This window comes from Mesorhizobium loti R88b (genome assembly GCF_013170845.1).
Classification (GTDB): Bacteria; Pseudomonadota; Alphaproteobacteria; order Rhizobiales; family Rhizobiaceae; genus Mesorhizobium; species Mesorhizobium loti_B.
The window spans coordinates 6,935,337-6,954,369 of record NZ_CP033367.1; the positions used below are offsets into that span (position 1 = coordinate 6,935,337).

Here is a 19,033-nt window from a genome sequence, read left to right on the forward strand (position 1 = left end):
GGTCTAGCTTTTCACTTCGTGAAGTGAATGTTGTCGGGGCGAAAGTCCATTGTGTATTCGGTGTTCGGGAGCCACTGAATACCTGATCGGACCCCGTAGAATTCCGGTGCGCGGTACAAATACGTGCCCGGAGCTTCCTCCTCAAAAAGGTCGATCATCTTCTGGTAGATGTCGTGACGACGTCTCCTGTCGAGGGTCGTCTCGCCCTCCTCGGCCAGTTCGTCGAAGTGCGCCTCGTCTTTCCAAAGGTCCTTCGACCAAGTCATGTAGAGGGTGACCGCAGGATCCGTTGGCACGACCCAGTCAGAGCTGTTTCGTGCGGTAAGTACCGGATTGTCCTTGGTGAGTTGGGTCCATCCTTCATCGACGCGGACACTGGCATTTACGCCAATCGCCTTCCACATCTGCACGACGGCTTCCGCAACAGCGACGCCATTGGTGTAGTACACTGGGTGCGTCACGTAGAAGATCGGCTGCCCTTTGTACGATGATTCCTTAAGCAGCTGACGAGCTCGATCCGGGTCGAACGGCGGAGTCGGGCGATTGGGGTCATAAAGCTCGGGTCCCCATGCCTCGTATTGCGCCGAATGCGGAAGCGTGGCCTTGCCATCCCATAGGGCATCGACGAGCAACTGGCGATTGATCGCCAGATTGAGGGCCTGTCGGAGCTTCACATCGGCCATCACCGGATTATAGGTGTTGTATTGAATGAAGTGGTGGTTCATCAAGACACTGCGAACTTTGCAGCAACCCAGACTTTCCACGGCTTTTAATTGATCCGGAGGTATGCTGTTGACAATGTCGACTTCACCATTTGCAAGTGCAGTTATTCTTGCCGACACCTCTGGTATGGACCTGAACGTCAATCTGGAGATCGTGGGGCGTCCACGGAAGTAGGAGTCATTTGCTTTGAGATCGATGCTTTCATCAGGCTGGAGCTTGACGAAATCGAATGGACCTGTGCCCACTGGCTTTTGCCCAAAACCGCTTTCTCCGACCGACTCGAAATATGCCTTCGGCACGATTTCGCTGGTGTGATAGGCCAGCAGCTGAAGCAGGATCGGGCTTGGTGCCTTCGTCGTGATCCTCACAGTTAGGTCATCGACGGCGTCGATTCGCTCGATAACCTTGAGAAGATTCCTGGCTTCGACATAATCGGAAGCCGGATCCAGGATGCGGTCGAACGTGAATTTCACATCAGCACTGGTGAGAGGCTGACCATTGTGGAAATGAACATCGGGCCGGAGTGAAAACTCCATGGTGCGGTCATCGATCTGCTTCCAGCTCTCTGCCAAGCCGGGCACGAGTTCATAGGACGTCCGGTCTTTGCTTTTGGAAAAGTCCCTCGCGACCAGCGTATCAAACATGTTGTAGGTGATGGGTAAGTCCACATTCCCGAGAGCTAGCCCAGGATCGAAATTGGCGCGAACCGTGTTGACGCCAACGGTGAGTGGCGGCCTCGTATCCTCCTGCGCGACAGCGAAGGTCGGCAGCAGCATGGCGATGGCCAAGAGTAGTTTTCGCATATGGGGTCTCCAAGATTAAGGTGATGGTGGCTAGTCTTTCCTGCAGGAAATGGGATTGGAGCTGCGGCTCTTACGTGCGGCTCCGGGGATCGAGGGAGGCACGCAGCCAATCACCGATCGTGGCTGCCGCGACGGTGATCATAACGATCACGACACACGGAAATATCGCGAGCCAAGGTGTGGAGATCAGGTAGTTTCTGGCCTCGCCGAGTAGCGATCCGAGGGAAACATTTGGCGGCTGAACACCTACGCCGAGGAAAGAAAGTGAAGACTCCAGCACGACGATCTCGGCAAAGCTCAAGCTGGCCAGAACGACGACGGGCGAGAACGTGTTAGGAAGAACGTGACGCATCGCGATACGCCAAGGCGACGCCCCTGAACATCGAGCCGCTTCGATGAAACTGCGTCCTTGGAGGGCCACGACCTGCCCGCGGACGATGCGGGCATACCTATAGTAATCCGAAAAGCCGATGATCAGCACCAAAACGAGTGGATGCGTACCAGCTAATGCGACTGCTGTCAGAGCCACCAAAGTGGTTGGCACAGCGGCCTGCGCGTCAACCACAGCCGACAGGCATTGGTCGGCCCATCCTCCTAACGTTCCGGAAATCAATCCGCCCAGCGTGCCCGCGACGACGCCAATAAAGACACCGGCAAAAGCGATGAATAGCGTGGTGCGCGTCGCGAAAAGGAGGCGAGAAAAAACATCGCGCCCAAGATGATCAGTTCCTAACGGATGGTCGTCTGTGCCGCCTGCGAAAACAGGCGGCTGGAGACGACTCAACAGGCTTTGCTCGGAGATATCGTGTGGAGTGATTGCGGGAGCAGCTAAAGCCAACAAGATCATAAGAAACAGAATGGAGAGCGAAATGATCCTCGCTGCCGGCGGGCGGCCACGCCGGGGCGGAGCCAGAACAAGCTTGTCTTCGGTTTCGCCAACAATTGGTTCCGACACGCGGATATCAATGCTCATGATCACCTCTCACGTATCCTGGGATCCAGCAGGCCGTAGGCAACATCGACAAGAAGGTTGGCGAAGATAATCGCTGCCGAGAAAACCAGAATTCCGAATTGAAGCAGGGCGAAGTCGCGTTTCATGACAGCATCGATCACGAGACGCCCTGCGCCAGGCCAGGCAAAGACTGACTCCGTCACGACCGCGCCCGCAACTAGGCCGCCGAATTGCAAACCCATAATAGTCAAGACAGGGAGTATTGCGTTCCTCAGCCCGTGCTTCAGCACGACAACAGCTGGGCTCAATCCTTTGCTGCGGGCATAGCGCATGTAATCCTGCGCTAAGACCTCAAGCATGCAGGTTCGGACGAGGTGAGCTGTGTTCGCGCACGTCGCAAGAGCGAGCGTGATCACGGGCAGAATAAAATGTTTCCACGTCCCCATGCCGCCACTCGGCAGAAGCCTGAGGGAGAGGCTGAAGATTAAGATGGTGGCGATGCCGACCACGAAATTTGGGATAGCCTGCATCACAACTGTTGCAGTCGTGAGCGAACGATCGAAGAGACTATTGTGACGGAGCGCAGCCCATAGGCCGCCGCACAAGCCGATGGCGACAGACAACACAAACGCTGGAACGGTTAAAAGAAGAGTGTTGGGGACCCGCTCCATAAAAAGTTCGACAACTGGTCTTTTGGAGAAGAAACTTTGCCCAAAATCTCCCCGAAGGAGCGCTTCGCCATACCTTAGATATTGTGTTGCGATGTCATCATTCAGTCCAAGCTTTGCCCTAAGCTCAATTCGTTGTGCTTCGGGCATCTCTGGCGGCATAAGGAAGCCTGTTGGATCTCCCGTCAACCGTGTCGCAAAAAACACGATGGTAAGAATTGCCCATAAGGTAAGTGCGCTGCGTAAAGCTCTAGAGATGAAGAACACAGGTCTTGCTCCACGCAACAGCCTGAAGGGCTATGAGTGATGTACAGATGTCTAGGTATCTTAGGAACCTTCGTGTAACGCTTTGATGACAATGGGACCAAGGAATTTGGTTTTCCTGCAAACGGGGAGAGCTTTGGTCGATGTACCGCCTCAGCCAGAGCCGGTTACGCAGCCAGCGTTGTTTGCGTCCCTCCGGCTTCAGCTAGCCCTGCTCCATCGCTGGCCATGAGACCGAACCCTCAGAATTTGGTCAGCCGGCGGGTCGTTTGCGGGTGATCGAACGTTGACTCTATCGGGTCGGTCACAAAAAAGCCGACTGCCAGCCACCCGGCTGCCGCGTCTTCGAATTCGCGCACCTTAGTCCGGCAGCTCGGTGTGAGTGGAGGCGGGCAATGGGTGAGCGCGATGGCACGGCGCTACCGGCGGCATTCGAGCCAGCTTTCACTTGGCAGCGCGTGGCGGGAGCGGCGTGAGCCCGGCCCGCATGGAGCACATCGGATCGATGGAGCACCGCTCGTCACGACCAAACCTGGCGAGTCCCTTCTGAGCTTCTTCTTGTATGCGGCCATAAAGCCGCGCGCCGATCGCCCTTGGCTCTGTCGTAATTCCCCACAGGCGCTAACTTCATCGTGACACCATCCCCTGCAAAGCGGGCCGGCTAATCCGCGGGTGCATCAGCGAATTAGCCACGGTTTCGCGCCGAATTCTCCGTGCTAATCATTGATTTCGATAAGATATTCATATCTGTCGCTTCGTATGACGCTGAATTCATATTTGATCGGCAACCCATCGGGGGTTACATCGACATTGGTCTCAACCAGTACCGGGCTGGACGACGATATCCGTAAGTGTTGTGCCTCCTGCTGGGTGGGTCTTCGTGCCGTTATCCGTGTCCATTTCCGCTTGTATTCCAGAATACCGCAGCGCCTCAAGGCGACAGTGAAGGAGCTTACTCCTTCGAACGCAACTGCAAGACCCGGAGCTCGGCTGATTGGAACGTGGCTCGATCCGGTGGCCAAGGGCCAGTCATTGAGGAACGAAACCCACCTGACCTCAGTAACCAACACTAACGGAACGATCCTCAAACGCTTTGCGATATCGGGTTCAACGGAAGTCTCGTAGACCGACAGTATCTCTCGCTTCACCGATTTGTTCTGACCGAGGACTTTGTAAGTGACCCTGCGATCGCTGTTCAGCCTAGGTGAAACGAAATCATCCGCAACAAAAGTCCCGACACCGTGCTGAACCCGCAAAGCGCCTTCAGATTCCAGGGCCTTGATCGCATTGCGTACCGTGTGGCGATTTACACCAAATCGTTCTGCTAAGACGAAGTCGCCAGGCAAGCGCCCATCCTCGAACGCACCAGCATCGATGTCACTGAGGATAGCAGATCGAACCACTTCCCAGCGCTTCATACCTCACGACCTTCCTTTCCGACTTGCGTCAACAACCTTCTCCGAAGGAAAAAGGACTGGGGAAGACCCGACGAGCGGACCACCGGCAGCCAGCGGTTGACGTCTACTGATTTGCGCGAACAGCCCTGGTCATGCGTAAGGCCGGAGGGTGGCTGGAGCGAAGTGCCGAGGGGCCGTTAGGCACATGCGTCGTCATGCGCTCGGCGGATTTCGTCGTGATGATTTTGTTTGGGGCACCATCTCGCCAGACATCGCAAGCAACCATATGGTCGATGGAATAATAACCGACCGGGGCGACGCCAGCGGCAAGCAACCCGTCGATCCGGTTCAGCCCCAACATCAGCCGCGACCGAAGCTGCGTGGCGAGCGCACGGCGTTTTCGATGGCGACACACAATTCTCATGGTGTTTTGCGAAATACCGACATGTACTGCCAAGATGCGTTGTCAAACGGGCGCCTATGCCAGTCTCCGTAACGCTCGAGAAGCTCAAGTCCGCTGATCTTTGCGAGCAAGTCGAGTTCCGTTGGATAAACATATCGCATTTTAATCGGCATCGTCCGGCTTCCGCCCGGTGTGATCCAAAGGTCTTGAGAAACAAAAAGTTGTCTAGGTCTGTCATGCCTGGTAAATCGCACCATCGCGCGCCGTTCATCGATATGAATAACGGTCGTTCTTTGGTCACCATAGAAGCCTGCGCCTGAAAAATTCTCAGTATCTGGATAGTACAAGTGCACCACAAAGCGACCGTCAGGCTTTAACGACTTCGCGACCGATTCAAAGCAGCCAATTTGTTGACCGACGGTCACCATAAGTGAAAAAGTGCTATTAACGCAGTAGACGAGATCATATTGAGTGCCCAGGTCAAACTCTGCCATGTCGCCAAGGTGCGTTGTGACCAAATCGCCACCGGCTTTGGCACGAAGCGATGCAAGCATCCTTTGCGAGTTATCGAGACCGTGAACCGAAGCTCCCGTCGCCGAAAGGGGCAAGGCGATGTGGCCGTTTCCTACGCCCAGTTCGAGCGTGGTTCCGTTCCTTGCGAAGGGCGTGAGAAAATTGACTGCCCGCGCGTTCTCGACGGACTCATTGAGCGCTTCCACATATTCATCGTAGACATCGCCCCATATTTCACCATAGGCGGTGTAAGCGTCCTTCACTTGCGCATGATCTTTCATGACGTCTTCCTCAATTGCCTGTCCAGCCAGTATGTTGATACAGGCCCTTCGGAAATCGCCCGCCAGAGTTGCGCATACTGGTTTCGTGTTGCCACAGGTCACACTGCCTCGGGCTCGCGAGTACGGGCCTTATCTTTGCCGGCCATGGGTGCTTTCGTGAGCTATTCTTCATCCAAAAATCTGACTTCAGCTCGAACAATGATGAAGTGCGGCGGAAAGTCCGTTTTGTAGAATTTCGCTTGGTGTTTCGGCGGATAATTTTGATGCATGTCGTTTCGAAAGCTCTTGCCAGCAACAGCTTGGCTCGAAGAGGGTGAGCTCGGGGGCGAGAGGACAGCCGACCTTGAGCATGACTTTGCCGCGAGATGCAGGGCCGTATCCTGCGTGCTTTCGAGTTCATTATCAGACGGCTGTCGGCTTCGGGTCACAGCCGACGATGCGGATCTTCTGCCCGAGGTCGACAAGGGCCGCGAGATTTTTTTTGGGAGGCGGTGAACTGCCGATGCCCCCTGCCGTAGAATGCGATCTGACGCAGACCTAACATGTTGCTTCACTTCCTCCGTTCCCATCCATCACGACTGCCCGCGACATGAACGCTGGTCGACAGCTCTCGCTGCCTGTGCCGAAGCGATTCAAAACTCGTGCCAACTCTGGCCGATCGAGCCGAACGAAACTTTGTGGCTGCTTTTCATCGATTTAGCCTGAGCAAAACAGGAGATCGGCTAAGGCTGTGTTGCGAATCCGACAAAGGCGACAAGCGATGTCGGATGGCGTGTTTGAGACGACGGCCTCGGAGGCCGGAAGGAAGTCAGGGGGCCTCGGGTGGCGAGACTAGGCGATTTTGATCGGAAGACCGCGGCAGGGAAGGCGGTTTACGCAAACTTGCGTATCGCTCCAGGTGCGTTTTGGCTCAGCGTCGACCCTACTTGTGCGGCCGCCATCGGGACGCTTTGCCGCCAATGGGGCACGTAGTCTACCAAGTATCCTATGTCGCGGGCGACCTACCTTCGGAAATATTGAATCGCGCCGTCAAATCTCGGATGCACACTTCGCCATTGGCCTGATGATTTCGACGAGCCTTTTATGACGGTTATAAATAAGACAACGTGCTTTCCTCTCGCGGAATATGAAAAGGACCAGTCAGTTCGAAGCGTACATGTCACGTCAGACATTGGTCTCAGAGACGGTAGATGAGTGGCTTAAAGTGCGCCGCAGGGTTTTTGCCAGCCTCTCGTTCTCCGCCCGACTTCGAACCGTCAGGCGAAGATATCGATCTGCGTCGTCCATCGCTTGGTAGCCGCATTCTCTTACAAGGACGGATTCAAAGAGAACGAGGCGGCGCTTGAGCTCAGCGGCGGATACCGAATTTTCAGGCAGCCGGCATAGGATGAAATTCGTTTGCGAAGGAACTACGTCGAGACCCGGTACCGTCTGCAGCTCCTGGATCAACAGCTCTCTATCCTTTCTTAACAGTCTCAGACTGTCTTCCAGTTCCTCTGCGAATTCGGGCAGCAGGAACAGTGTGTATTCCGCAATGCCGTTGATGTTCCACAACGGCAGTTTCCGGCGCACGGCCGCAACCAGGGCGGGATCGCCAGCCAAGAGGTAGGCGAGCCGGATTCCGCCGAGTCCGAAGACCTTTCCAAGGCTCTTCACCACGATCAGATTGCCACAGGACTGCACCAGATTCTCAACGCTGTTTGATCGGCCGTCGGCGGGAAAATCAATAAACGATTCATCCACGATCAGCCGCAGCCCGCGAGACCCTAGACCCTCGGCCAGCCATGCCACGTCAGCATAATCAACAAGTCGACCGGTCGGATTGTTTGGATTTACAACGATTGCCGTATCTGCGCCTGTCGCCGTTGCGAATTCCAAGAAAGCTCGAACGTCGAGATCGAAATAGGGCGGAGCGAGGACGAAGTTGTTCTTTCGTTCGTCATCGAGTGGCGTTTGAAAGCCGGCGAACGTGGGCGTGGGAATCGCGATTGTGGGGTTCAGCACTGAATAGAGCGCCTGGATGAGATCGGTCACCCCGTTTCCGACTGCAATAAAGTCCGGCTGCTGCGACGTCATCGCGCCAACAACTGAAACGATATCGATCTGCTGAGAAGGATAACATGTTAACACGCCTTCAAGCCTCGTCGCCAGCCGGTCGTAAAAAGCCGTCGGAGGGAAACGGGTATTGCAAAGAAGCATGTGCTCGGCGATTGGCTTACGCCAATAACCTCCGACGCTCGTTTCCAGACGCCGCAGCAAGTTCTCCTTGTCACATCGAAATTCCGCTATGGATGCGTCGACACCGTCGCGAATATCGAGCAGTTCGGAGCCAGCATTCAACTCATCTGCAGGGAGCGCCATCTCCAGCCCGGACAGACCCACGGCTAACGTGCTCAAGGTCTGACGTCGAACGTCAGATGCCGCGCCGTGGCTTTCAGGTAAAAAATTGCGTAGAACATCCGCACTCAATCGATAAATCCCGGTCGGTGCGTCGGGCCGCCAGGCAGAGCCGCGCAATCCGCTGTCGGTATCGATTCCGTCAAGAACCTCGCTGTCGAAAAACGGCGTTCCCCATATTAGGAGAGTGTCACCCTCATGATCCCGTAGCCTCTCAATGAGGTCGCTGTGATGCGCAGCGCGCCACGAAAGGGTATTTGTGCTGTCCTGTAGGCAAAACCTCTCGGATATGCCGCTGCTTAAATTTTCAACGAGAGCGACATCTTCAATGCCGTTTTCGGAACAGGCGTTGACGAGACGGTCCAAGAGCGGCTGACCGCTGATCGGGACCAATGGTGCATCGTAACTGCCGCTCCACAGATGTATTTTTGGCGTTCTGAAATCGAGGATAAAAACGGCACGAGTTGTACCTACCATTTCGGGGCTCCTTTCTTACAAGACGCAAAAAGTACGAATGGAAGCCCCTCCATCCCCAAATGAAAACGACGAACAGGCGATCGAAATGTCCGTATGCGTTCATATCGGCGTCATCCGGAGCTTATAGGGGGCTCGGATATTCGTCATGAGAATACCTCTTTGAAGAATATCCCAAGGTTGGCCAGCAGCCAGAACTTCCGGCCAAACGAATCTGAAGGATTTCGTCGTCCGGCCTTGAACCAACGCCGCAAAGCAGCAGGGTCGAACAAATCTCCCAGCGGAGAGTCCTTATCAAACAACAGCCTTCGATATTCCGTTGCTCCCTCGCCCACGGCCCACTGGCCCAATGGAAGCGGAAATCCCATCTTTTTGCGAGATAGAACAGATTTGGGCAAGACGCTCCGGTATTCCCTTCGCAAGGGGTATTTTGAGACGTCGAGACGTTCACTGAAGGAAGCAACCGGATGCCAAAGTGCCTGGGCCGAAGCGATTGGAGACCTCCACCTCAACCGCTGGGAGCCGGGCATCGCCATTGCGGCGGTGACGAGCTGGTGATCGGTATAGGGGACGCGAGCTTCAAGCCCAGCTGCCATTGTGGTGTTGTCAACCATTTCCAGCAACGCGGGCAAATGCGTAGAGACGAGAACATATGAGATCTTGCTAAAGAAATCTCCGCCCGCCTCCGCAAATTGAGTCGAGAAATGATCGAAGAGCTCCATCTCGTGCTCGGTTCGCATCTGGCCATCGATAGCAAGTGAACGGATCTCATCAGCCGGGAAGTAGCTATAGCGCTCCAGGAAGAACTGCAGCTGACTGCAATGGACGCCGAGTCCAAGGCGTCGACGTGCGATCTGAGCAAGAGCAGGTGGCAATGCGGTGATGATTTTGCTTCGGTTGTAATCATACGGTGTACGGAACAATCGGCTGTAACCAGCAAAAATCTCATCGGCGCCCTCGCCCGTGAGTACGACTTTGTGCTCCTTCGAAATCGCCTTTGCGAGCGTGAACATGGCGGTTTCGTTATGCATTCCAAGCGGATGTCCACGCAGGCGAACCAGCTCCGCTACAGCGTTGATATCGGAAGGTTCTCCAATTGGGACGACCCGGTGAGTGAGCCCGAATTCGGCGGCGACCTCCATCGCATAGGCCGTTTCGTCATAATCGGGGGTCTCGACCTTGCCGGTATAGCAGACCGGACGGATTTGGGAGCGAGCGGATGCCTCATAGGCCAGGATGCTCGAGTCAAGTCCACCGGACAACAATGCGGCGACCGGTACGTCAGCCACCAGCTGACGTTCGACGGCGCTTCCAAATAGTCTCCTTATGTCGGAATAGTCCGGCTTCGATCGCGAAATTCGCGCGGACAGATTCCACCAACGTTCGGACGTGTGTCGCCCATTTCTTATTTCGAGGAGATGTCCGGGCTCTAACTTGGAGATCCCGGCGAACAGCGTTCTGGCGCCGACAACCGCGCGATAGGATAGAAAGCTGAGCGCGCCGATCATGTCAGGTCCGTGCATTACGCCCGGCCAGCGAATGAGAGCGTTCGGCTGCGACGCAAACAGAAGCCCAACATCGCAAATCGTGTAGTAGAGGGGTTTTACCCCCAAACGATCTCGGGCGATGAGAACAAGCGATTTCCGTGGATCGAAAAGCGCGAAGGCAAATATCCCGTCAAGGCGATTTAGGAATGACTTTCCCCAAGCAATATAGCTAAGAATTAGAACCTCGGTGTCGGACACCGTCGAAAAGGAAAAGCCCATATCCCTCAATTCAGCTTTAATTTCCCGATAGTTGAATATCTCGCCGTTGTACGTTACCACCACTCCGGTATTGGCATCGCGATAGGGCTGATTGGCTCGAGAATGAGCGTCGACAATCGATAGCCGTCGATGCGCGAATGCTACCGATTGATTAATGTATAGGCCGCTGGCATCAGGTCCGCGATGAGCGAGAGCGTCAGCGCAACGCTCAACGGCCGCAGCACAAACGGGTGTTCCCTCGTTTTTGAGGACTATCCCAAAGATTCCGCACATTGGGGTCGCTCTCTTGGCACGAATAACGCCGACTACGTGCTCGGCTTTTCGCCGATCATCTGGATGCAGCCATCGCCGAACCAGAAGCGGGCCAGCGGGTGGTCATAATGACGGTACATCGGAGCGAGAAAACGCCGAAGGTTATGGAAATTTCTCGTATATCTTGAGATCCTGCGGATTTTCTCGAAGCCGCACTCGCCATACCAACCTCGGATTTGAGCCTCTGTGAAGGCGAACTCGTGATAGGTCGGCGCCTGGAAGCGATCCCGGATCGTCACGAACAAATCATCATCAAAAAGACTCCGAAAGAATTCGTTTTCGCCAGGTATATATTCCTTCTCTTCGCCGTCCTTTATTCTCAAGATCCAGTTGATGGCTTCGCGTGCGGTGGATGCATCCAGATTGTCAATGGAACTGCGGAATTGCTCGTCGCTTTGGTAGAGTTCTCGCAAGTGATTGATGCATCGGTAAATGACGCCGTTGGCGGTACCCATAATCGTCAAAAAGAAGCTGCCGCCGGGGCGGGTTACACGGGCAAGCTCTTCAAAGCCTTTTTTCGGATTGCTGGTGTGCGGCAAAACCCCTGCGCAATGGACAAAATCAAAACTGAAGTCGTCAAACGGCAGATCGAGCACACTACCAGCGACCAGTTCCGAGCGCGGCCCAAATCGGCTGAGCCGTTTGCGCGCGCAATCCATCCAATCATTGCTCAATTCAAGCGAAACAACGTTTCGTGCCCCCTTGTCGAGAAACGCATAGGACGCATTCGCGTTGGAGCCGCAGCCCGCGTCCAGGACATCAAGGCCGCGGAAGCTGCCGGTTGGCAGGCCGAAATATTCCTCCTCGATTAGAGAGACCAACCTGTCGAATATGTGGTCGTCATTCTCCTGCTGGCGCTGGTAGCGATCAAAGACGGTGCGAGTTTCGATCTCGAAAGAGTTTTCCATGTATTCTCTTCCCTATAGCTTTGTGAGCAAGGCGACAGATCCGGCTGCGGCGAGTGTAAGGTTGCCCAAGCGCAACGCACTGCCGGTACCCGGAAATTTGAAGTTTGAAAGATGCAGGACCGACAGCACAAACCCTGCACCGATCAATAGGTTGCCCAGGCCCTTCACCGGCAAGTGACGGTCGGCGACGAACAGCAATGCCAACACGAAGAGGTTATTGTTCAACGGCAATCCTCTGCCGAATCCGTCAGCGTCCAGTCCGAACGTCGAAAAATAGCTGAGGCGCAGAGCCCCTGACAGGATGAGGCAATTGGCAGCCAACAATGCGGGAACGGAGAACGCGTTGAAGGACAAAATGAGAACCGCTGGAAAGACGGCTGCGTAGACCAAATCAAGCAGCCCGTCCAACGTGCCACCCAGCTGTGCCATCAAAGCGGACCGGTTCGGGGAACTCTTCGCAACCATGCCGTCGGCATCATCCGCCAAAAGAGCCCACAAGCCGAAACAGATGCCAATCTCGAAGCGCCCGATCAAAGCAAAGTAGATCGCCGTGGTGGCCAAGATCAGCCCAAGGGCCGTAATGGCATTTGCAGCATCGAACAGATAGCGGATCATCCTCCTACCCCCGCAACGGCGGCCGGCGCGCCGGCACTGTGTCTGTGAGGTCGCTCGAGGGCGAAAATTCTTTCCGCCACCCGCAGGTCCTGTTCACTGTCGATCTCGTACCATCGCAAATCGTCACATCGCGCCGCGGCGAGTTGCAGCCCGCGCTGCTCGATGAGATGCGCGAGCAACTCCTCCGTATAGGCTTTGATCGCGCCCGAGCCGATCAGGTCGTGGAGGACCGGGACGATCACCGTTTGGAGTTCGGCGCCAGAGAACCGGATGAGGTTCATCATCTTGAAGAGCACCGGGGTGCCTGATGCCAGATTTGCTGCCGTCTGCTTCAACCGGACTTCGGATATGAAGCCGTTGCCGGAAAGGACGGCCGCGGACCCTTCCATGGATGGATCGAACGGCGCGACCGCGGCGGCATTGGCCGCCTCCACCCTGATCAGGTGGCGCAGCGCATCTTCTTCGAAGAAGACGTCACCTTCGAGGAGATAACAGTCGCCGGAAAGAAGCGTGTCGCGTGCCAGCCAGAGCGAGTAGGCGCTCCCTGTCTTGTCGAAGACCGAGGACTCGACATAGTTGATTTCAAGTCTGCCGAAGCGTTTGCCACAGGCATGGCGTATGGCATCCTTGCGATAGCCGACAACAATCGTTACCTCTTCGACTCCCACCGCCTGAAGGTTCCACAGTGCATTGTGAAGTATCGGTGTGCCGTTGACTTCGACGAGGGGCTTGGGACACAGATCGGTCAGCGGACGCAGGCGGGAGCCGAAGCCGGCAGCGAGAATGACGGCTTTCCTGGGAGCAGCGGGAGGCATCTCATTCACCTCTTTCGTTGTGTTGCGGTGTCATTTCCAGGCGTTGAGGAATTCGACGAGCCGGGCCAGGCCGGTCGCGAGTTTTTCAGGTGGAATTCCATAGGACAGGCGCAGGCCGGCGGGGTCGCCGAACGCGGTGCCCGACACAGCTGCGACGCCAGCTTCGGCAAGCAGACCCGTCACGATATCGTCGGCTGTCGTTGAGGCGCCGTCTTCCGCTCCCGGTCGCAGCAGATGGGAAAGGTCGAGATAGAAATAAAAGCCCCCTTGCGCCCTGGCGACCGGGACACGCGTCAACGAAGAAAGCACGTCGAGACCGACCCGTCTGGCGCTTGTCAGGCGTGAACGCAGCTTGCCTTCATAGTCCGAGCCACCCCTTTGCAAATGGGCGAGCACCGCGTGCTGGGCAATTACGTTTGGATTCGAAGTGGTGTGCGATTGCAGGGCCTTGACGGCATTGATCACCCCTTTTGGACCCGCCAGATAACCGATGCGCCAGCCGGTCAATGCTAGCGATTTGCTGAAGGAGTTGACGATCAGCGCGCGTGCTCGAATTTCGGGAGCGACCGAGACGATCGGATGGTGGGTATGACCCCCATGCACGAAGTCACCATAGCACTCGTCGAAAATGATCCACAGGTTGCGGCTGACCGCCAATTCAGCGATGGCCATCAGAGTCTCAACATCGTAGACCGCACCGGCCGGATTGCTGGGCGTGTTGACGACGATCGCCCGCGTGCGTTCGGTGACCGCCTCCTTGATGTGTTCGGGGCGCGGGACGTAACCGTTGGACTTGGTGTCGACGAAGACCGGTGTGCCGCCGGCGATTAGCACCTGGGCCGGAAACGTTGTCCAGTAGGGCGCCGGGATGATGACCTCGTCGCCCGGATTTAGCAGCACCATTGCGGCATTGAACAAGGCCTGCTTCGCTCCGGACGTCACGGCAACTTCCTCGGCCTTCCAGATCTGTCCGGTATCGAGGGAGATCTTCCGCGCCAGTGCCTCGCGCAACTCCACCATGCCAACGCTATCAGTGTAGCGATTGACGCCCTTATTGATGGCGTCGATCGCGCCGTCGCGAATCGTGGGTGCAAGCTCGCTCCAGATCTCGCCGGCGGTCAGATCGATGATCTCCTTGCCAGCATCGGCCGCCGCTTTTGCGGCAGCGCGCGCCGCGGCGGTACCCGATGTACCGAACAGATTTGTCCGATGCGCAAGCATGTGCGCTCCTGTTTTCGTTTTGCTTTTCAAAAGACGGGCTGGGCCTGCTACCGCACGCTGGTCGCCGTCTGCGGCAGATATTTCTCTTCCGCCGCTGAGAGTTCCTGGTAGTTGAGGAGATCGAAGAGTTCGTCGAGCGTCGCCACCTCGTCCTCGATACCGGCGATACTTTCTTCGCGGAGGATGCGGTCGCAGACCTGGCGCATGGCCGAGATCGCCGCGCGCATGTTATGGTTCGCCCATATGACCGTGGAGATTCCGGCCGCCCGATACGCGGAGACCGGTGTGCGGTAATATTTCGTAGGCACGATCACGACCGGAAGGTGGTTCTGCCAGGCGCGCGTGAAGGCGAAAATCTGCTCAGCGTTGGACTTGCGGGAATGAATCAGAATAGCATCGGCGCCGGCCTCAGCGTAGGCTTGTGCTCGCGCCAGCGCCTCATCCTCTCCGCGGCCGGCGATGAGCGCCTCGATCCGGGCGACCAGAACGAACTCCGCATCCGGCACTTGGTCCTTCACCGCCTTAAGCCGGCCGCAGAACTCGGGAATATCGGCCAACGGGTGCCGATCACCGATGAACGAGTTCATTTTCGGGAACGCCGTGTCCTCGAGACATATGCCGCTCGCGCCATGTTGGCGCAGCTTGCGGGCGACCAAACGGGCATTGTTGAAGTTCCCGAACCCGCTGTCCCCGTCGACGAGGACTGGAATGTCCACCGTGTCGGAAATTCGCTCAACGACATCGACGAGTTGGGACCAGGAAGCTTCGTTCGCATCTCGATATCCGAGACTGGATGAAATCGAGAGGCCGGACGCCCAGAGCGCCTTGAAGCCAGCGCGCTCGGCAATCGCCGCCGAAAGGCCGTCATGAGCCTCCATTGCGAAGGCGAGTTCACTGGACGCGATCATTCGGCGCAAGCTCTCTCGCGTCTGCGCACCAGACTGCCTCTCCACCATGCGGTCTCACCTCCACCAACGCTATCCAGCCGACAAGCCTGTCATCGCTGCCGCACGAAGTACTTTCAGTGACGCACGCTCTGCCCGCCGATTGGCGATCCGCCACTGTCGTGCACCCATACAGAATCAATGAAGCAAGGCGCGTGCCGAATTGGCGAACCACCTGCGCCGCACCAGTTCTCCATACCGGCGCGCCAGGTCCCCTCTCGACCATTTGTCGGGCTTCCGACATCCTCGTCCAACTTCGGACACAAGAAGGGTCGCGGGAGTGGCTATTCGTCTACGCCATGGCGGCCGTTCCGGGCTGCCGATCAACGGTCTCAAGCGAGATGGCCAGGGAGCGGAAGACCGGCGGTCCGTGCAGGCAAGGACGGACGACGTTGGTCTTCGATCCCGGCAATCGCCAGTCGGCTTGATTATTTACCCATGCCTCATGGACGAAGTGTCGAGCATCGGCATACGAGATTTCAACACCCCCAGGGGCCCGCCCCAAGCTTCAAGCCTTGACCTAACCAAGCGACTTGTTGATCGCTGGAATGATCTTGTCTCCCCAGAGCTCAATCTGGCGTAGCATCGTCTTTTGGTCGAAATCTCCCAATTGGGTCTGAATTGCGATCTGGTCCGGCTTCAGGATACTTATCTCTTCCAGCAGGCGATCGATGACGCGACTTACGCTGCCGATCGGCAGGTTCTGGCGCATGGTCTCGAACGACAGATCCTGCTTCGTCGGTGTTTCCTGCAGCAGATAGCCGTCCCGGCTCTGCTGGCGGCGCTGATGAAGTGCTTCAGATAGCCGGCGCTGGAAGCGGGCGTTGTCGAGATAGCTGTCGAACTCCGCCTGATCGTCGCTGGCATAGCAGCAGCGCAGAAGCCCTACCTTGGCGGCAGTGACATCCTTACCCCGCGAGGCCGCTGCTGCCTCGATGGTCTCACGCAGCGTTCTCAAGTTTTCCAAGCCGTTGTGGAACGCCGTGACGAAAAGATTGTGGCCCTCACGATAGGCCCGGCACATGCTTCGCGCGGACCCGCAGGCGATCCAGATCGGTGGGGCTGGCCTTTGGATGGTGCGCAGCGAAATCGCCGTTAAAGGTATTTTCTCATACTGGCCATTGTGCTCGAAGACCTTCTGGTTAAGGCCCTTGAGAAGGATATCCAGGTATTCCGCAAACACGGCCGGCGCCTGATCGACATCGACGCCGAAGCGCTCGAACTCGAACTGCTGGTATCCCGAGCCGACGCCGAGTTCGAGGCGGCCGTTCGAAACGATATCGGCAAAGCCGATCTCGGAGAGCAGGCGCTGCGGTTGATATAGCGGCAGCACACACACACCGGTGCCAAGGCGAATGGTGCTCGTAAGGCCAGCACAGTGCGCCACCATCATCAAGGGCGAGGGAACCAGGCTGTAATTGTTGAAGTGGTGCTCGGCGAACCAAGCGGTGTTGAAGCCAGCCTGCTCCGAAGCGATTGTCTGTTCTATGGAATTACCGATGACGCTGTCGCACGATTGATGATAGCCTCGCTGGGCCGCCAAGATGAACGTCGCGAATTCCATGGCGTGTCCCTCGTTTACACAAAGTGGCCAATCAAGCCTTCGACTTGTGCCGATTGCGGGTGGGCCGCGGTATCGATCCGGCCTGGCGGCGACGTAGTCGACGATCTTGCGCAAAGCCGCTTATCGTTCGGCGGCCGCAGGCAAGCGCCAAAACCTGGCTAGTGATTCGACCCTGATGACGAGTTTTCCGTCACCGATGAAGACGATCACTTGGCAAGCCGTGCTTGGCACGTGCCTTGCAGCCGCAGTCTCAATCCTCGAACCTCGTCGGCTTCGACGAACCGCAACCGGTCGCCGGCGAACATTCGGTTGGATTTTCTTGATCGGTTGGCTGGGCGTTTCGCGCGTCAGCCAACGAGGTCAAGCCGCCGTCCACGTAGAGGGTCGAGCCGTTTACGTATGAGGCATCAGGCGAGGCCAGAAAGAACACTGCCTCGGCGACGTCTTCGGGCTCTCCCATCCGCCCCATCGGGATGCGCCGTTTGATCGCTACGGAATCGATGCAGCCGGACTCGATCAGCTGAGCAATGTCAGGCGTACGGATATAGCCAAGAGCGACGGTGGCCGTTCGGATGCCGACCGACCCGAGTTCGGCCGCCATGCACCGGGTCAGAATGTTCATACCCGCCCTGGACGCCCCATAGGCATGGCGCGGCACGAAGGGCAGGAAACTATTGATCGATCCAAGATTGAGGATTACGCCGCCGGCGTCCATCGACTTGATCGCCTCGCGCGCGCAGGTGAAGGTGCCGGTGAGATTGACGTCCAGTACCCGCTCGATCTGTCGCGGGATTTCGATCCCTCGCACAAACGTATCGGCAATAGCAGCACAGTTGACGAGGATCTCGATGCGACCGAAGCGCCCCCGTATTTCCTCGAACAGGGCCACCACCTCGCTCTCGACCGCCAAGTCGGCGGATTTCGCCACGTGCCTGCCGCCCAGCAAACCAGCGAGTTCTGCCGCCCCAGCACCATCTTTATCAGCAATCACGACTGTGTCGGAGTTCGCGGCAAAGCGGCGAACGACGGCGGCGCCTATACCGTTCGCGCCGCCCGTCACGACCACTGTGCGCGCGCCAGTTCGTTCGGCCGGCCGGAAGAGTTCGGCTCGAGGCGTCTCGTCGACCGGCGGGTGCGCGTCGCCCGGCTGGTTGAACGACATCCAACCGCCGTCGACCGTCAGCACCGATCCTGTGATGTAGCCCGTCTGTGCGCTGGCCAAAAAACGCACGGCCCGAGCGATCTCGTCGGGGCGCGCCATTCGCCCCATGGGCACGCGGCGGCGCACGGCCGCGAGGTCCATCTTGCCCGCACGTTCCAGTTCCGCCACCATCGGCGTGCGCACGTATCCTGGCGCTACCGCCGTTACGCGGATGCCGCGCGAGGCCCACTCGCATGCAAGCGATCTCGTGAGAGCGATCAAGCCTGCCTTCGAGCTGGCATAGGCGTTGCGCTTGGGATTGCCGAGCACGCCCGCCAGCGAAGCGACGTTGACAATGGCAGCGCCGGGCTGCATGCGGCTCGCCGCTTCGCCGGCCATGATGAAAGGCCCGATCAGATTTGTTGCCAGCACGCGTCGGAAGGCCTCGAAACCGGTGTCGATAGTCGCAGCCATGGCGGGTCCTATCGCCGCGTTGTTGACGAGAACATCGATTTTCGCGAACTGCGCTTCGATGTGGCCGTATAGGGCGACAATGTCCTCTTCTCGTGAGACATCGCATTCGAGGCCCAGATGCGGATGGCCGAGACCGCCGGCCAGTTCAAGAACGCCGCTGCCAGGAAGGTCCACCGCAACGACGATGTCTCCATCGGCGGCAACGATCTCGACCAGCGCACGGCCGATTCCGCCTGCCGCTCCCGTTATGATGACGACCCGTCCTGCCTGCTTCATATGAACCTCTCCGCAGCCAGCGTCAGAGATATCGACGCGAGTCAGCCGCAAGACCGGTCGCGGACGTCCTGGTGACGGCGAGTTTCCATACCGGGTAGACGTGTTGCGTTCCGCGACCGCTC

14 protein-coding genes and 1 pseudogene are annotated in these 19,033 nt (G+C 57.2%); all 15 read right to left on the bottom strand.

Translation table 11 applies throughout. From position 1 onward, the window contains the following. Positions 1-11: 11 nt before the first annotated feature. The gene (locus EB235_RS33450; RefSeq protein ID WP_027033196.1) at positions 12-1,526 is read right to left on the bottom strand and encodes an ABC transporter substrate-binding protein; all 1,515 of its coding nucleotides are present in this window, start codon (positions 1,524-1,526) and stop codon (positions 12-14) included. A 70-nt stretch (positions 1,527-1,596) separates the two neighbouring features. Then, positions 1,597-2,499, bottom strand: a complete 903-nt coding sequence (locus EB235_RS33455) for an ABC transporter permease (protein ID WP_027061207.1) — start codon at positions 2,497-2,499, stop codon at positions 1,597-1,599. Positions 2,500-2,501: 2 nt separating this feature from the next. Beyond that, positions 2,502-3,413, bottom strand: coding sequence for an ABC transporter permease (locus EB235_RS33460; protein WP_027033194.1), 912 nt, complete (start codon positions 3,411-3,413; stop codon positions 2,502-2,504). A gap of 713 nt (positions 3,414-4,126) precedes the next feature. Further along, positions 4,127-4,828: a phosphonate metabolism transcriptional regulator PhnF gene (gene phnF, locus EB235_RS33465; protein ID WP_027033193.1), complete on the bottom strand. Its 702-nt coding sequence runs from the start codon at positions 4,826-4,828 to the stop codon at positions 4,127-4,129. 399 nt (positions 4,829-5,227) lie between these two features. Continuing rightward, positions 5,228-6,004, bottom strand: a complete 777-nt coding sequence (locus EB235_RS33470; RefSeq protein ID WP_051371149.1) for a class I SAM-dependent methyltransferase — start codon at positions 6,002-6,004, stop codon at positions 5,228-5,230. Positions 6,005-6,348: 344 nt separating this feature from the next. Then, positions 6,349-6,548, bottom strand: a pseudogene (nifH, locus tag EB235_RS33475) (nitrogenase reductase); the annotation flags it as partial. A 620-nt stretch (positions 6,549-7,168) separates the two neighbouring features. Continuing rightward, positions 7,169-8,878, bottom strand: coding sequence for an aminotransferase class I/II-fold pyridoxal phosphate-dependent enzyme (locus EB235_RS33480; protein WP_027033191.1), 1,710 nt, complete (start codon positions 8,876-8,878; stop codon positions 7,169-7,171). A 143-nt stretch (positions 8,879-9,021) separates the two neighbouring features. Then, positions 9,022-10,914 carry an asparagine synthase (glutamine-hydrolyzing) gene (asnB, locus tag EB235_RS33485; protein ID WP_027033190.1) on the bottom strand — a complete coding sequence of 631 codons (1,893 nt, stop codon included), beginning with the start codon at positions 10,912-10,914 and terminating at the stop codon, positions 9,022-9,024. Positions 10,915-10,946: 32 nt separating this feature from the next. Beyond that, on the bottom strand, positions 10,947-11,861 hold the full coding sequence (locus EB235_RS33490; RefSeq protein ID WP_006333821.1) for a class I SAM-dependent methyltransferase: 915 nt from the start codon (positions 11,859-11,861) through the stop codon (positions 10,947-10,949). 12 nt (positions 11,862-11,873) lie between these two features. Beyond that, entirely contained in the window at positions 11,874-12,476 is a 603-nt protein-coding gene (locus EB235_RS33495; protein WP_006333822.1) for a phosphatidylcholine/phosphatidylserine synthase, read from the bottom strand. Beyond that, entirely contained in the window at positions 12,473-13,291 is an 819-nt protein-coding gene (locus EB235_RS33500) for a phosphocholine cytidylyltransferase family protein (protein WP_006333828.1), read from the bottom strand. Before EB235_RS33500 ends, EB235_RS33495 begins: the two co-directional genes overlap by 4 nt. Before the next feature lie 30 nt (positions 13,292-13,321). After that, entirely contained in the window at positions 13,322-14,512 is a 1,191-nt protein-coding gene (locus EB235_RS33505; protein ID WP_006333830.1) for an aminotransferase class I/II-fold pyridoxal phosphate-dependent enzyme, read from the bottom strand. Positions 14,513-14,559: 47 nt separating this feature from the next. Then, entirely contained in the window at positions 14,560-15,468 is a 909-nt protein-coding gene (gene aepX / locus EB235_RS33510; RefSeq protein WP_027033189.1) for a phosphoenolpyruvate mutase, read from the bottom strand. A 508-nt stretch (positions 15,469-15,976) separates the two neighbouring features. Then, complete coding sequence (locus tag EB235_RS33515; protein WP_027033188.1) at positions 15,977-17,020, bottom strand: LLM class flavin-dependent oxidoreductase; 1,044 nt, start codon at positions 17,018-17,020, stop codon at positions 15,977-15,979. Positions 17,021-17,270: 250 nt separating this feature from the next. Beyond that, positions 17,271-18,911: an SDR family oxidoreductase gene (locus EB235_RS33520; RefSeq protein WP_027033187.1), complete on the bottom strand. Its 1,641-nt coding sequence runs from the start codon at positions 18,909-18,911 to the stop codon at positions 17,271-17,273. Positions 18,912-19,033 lie beyond the last annotated feature (122 nt).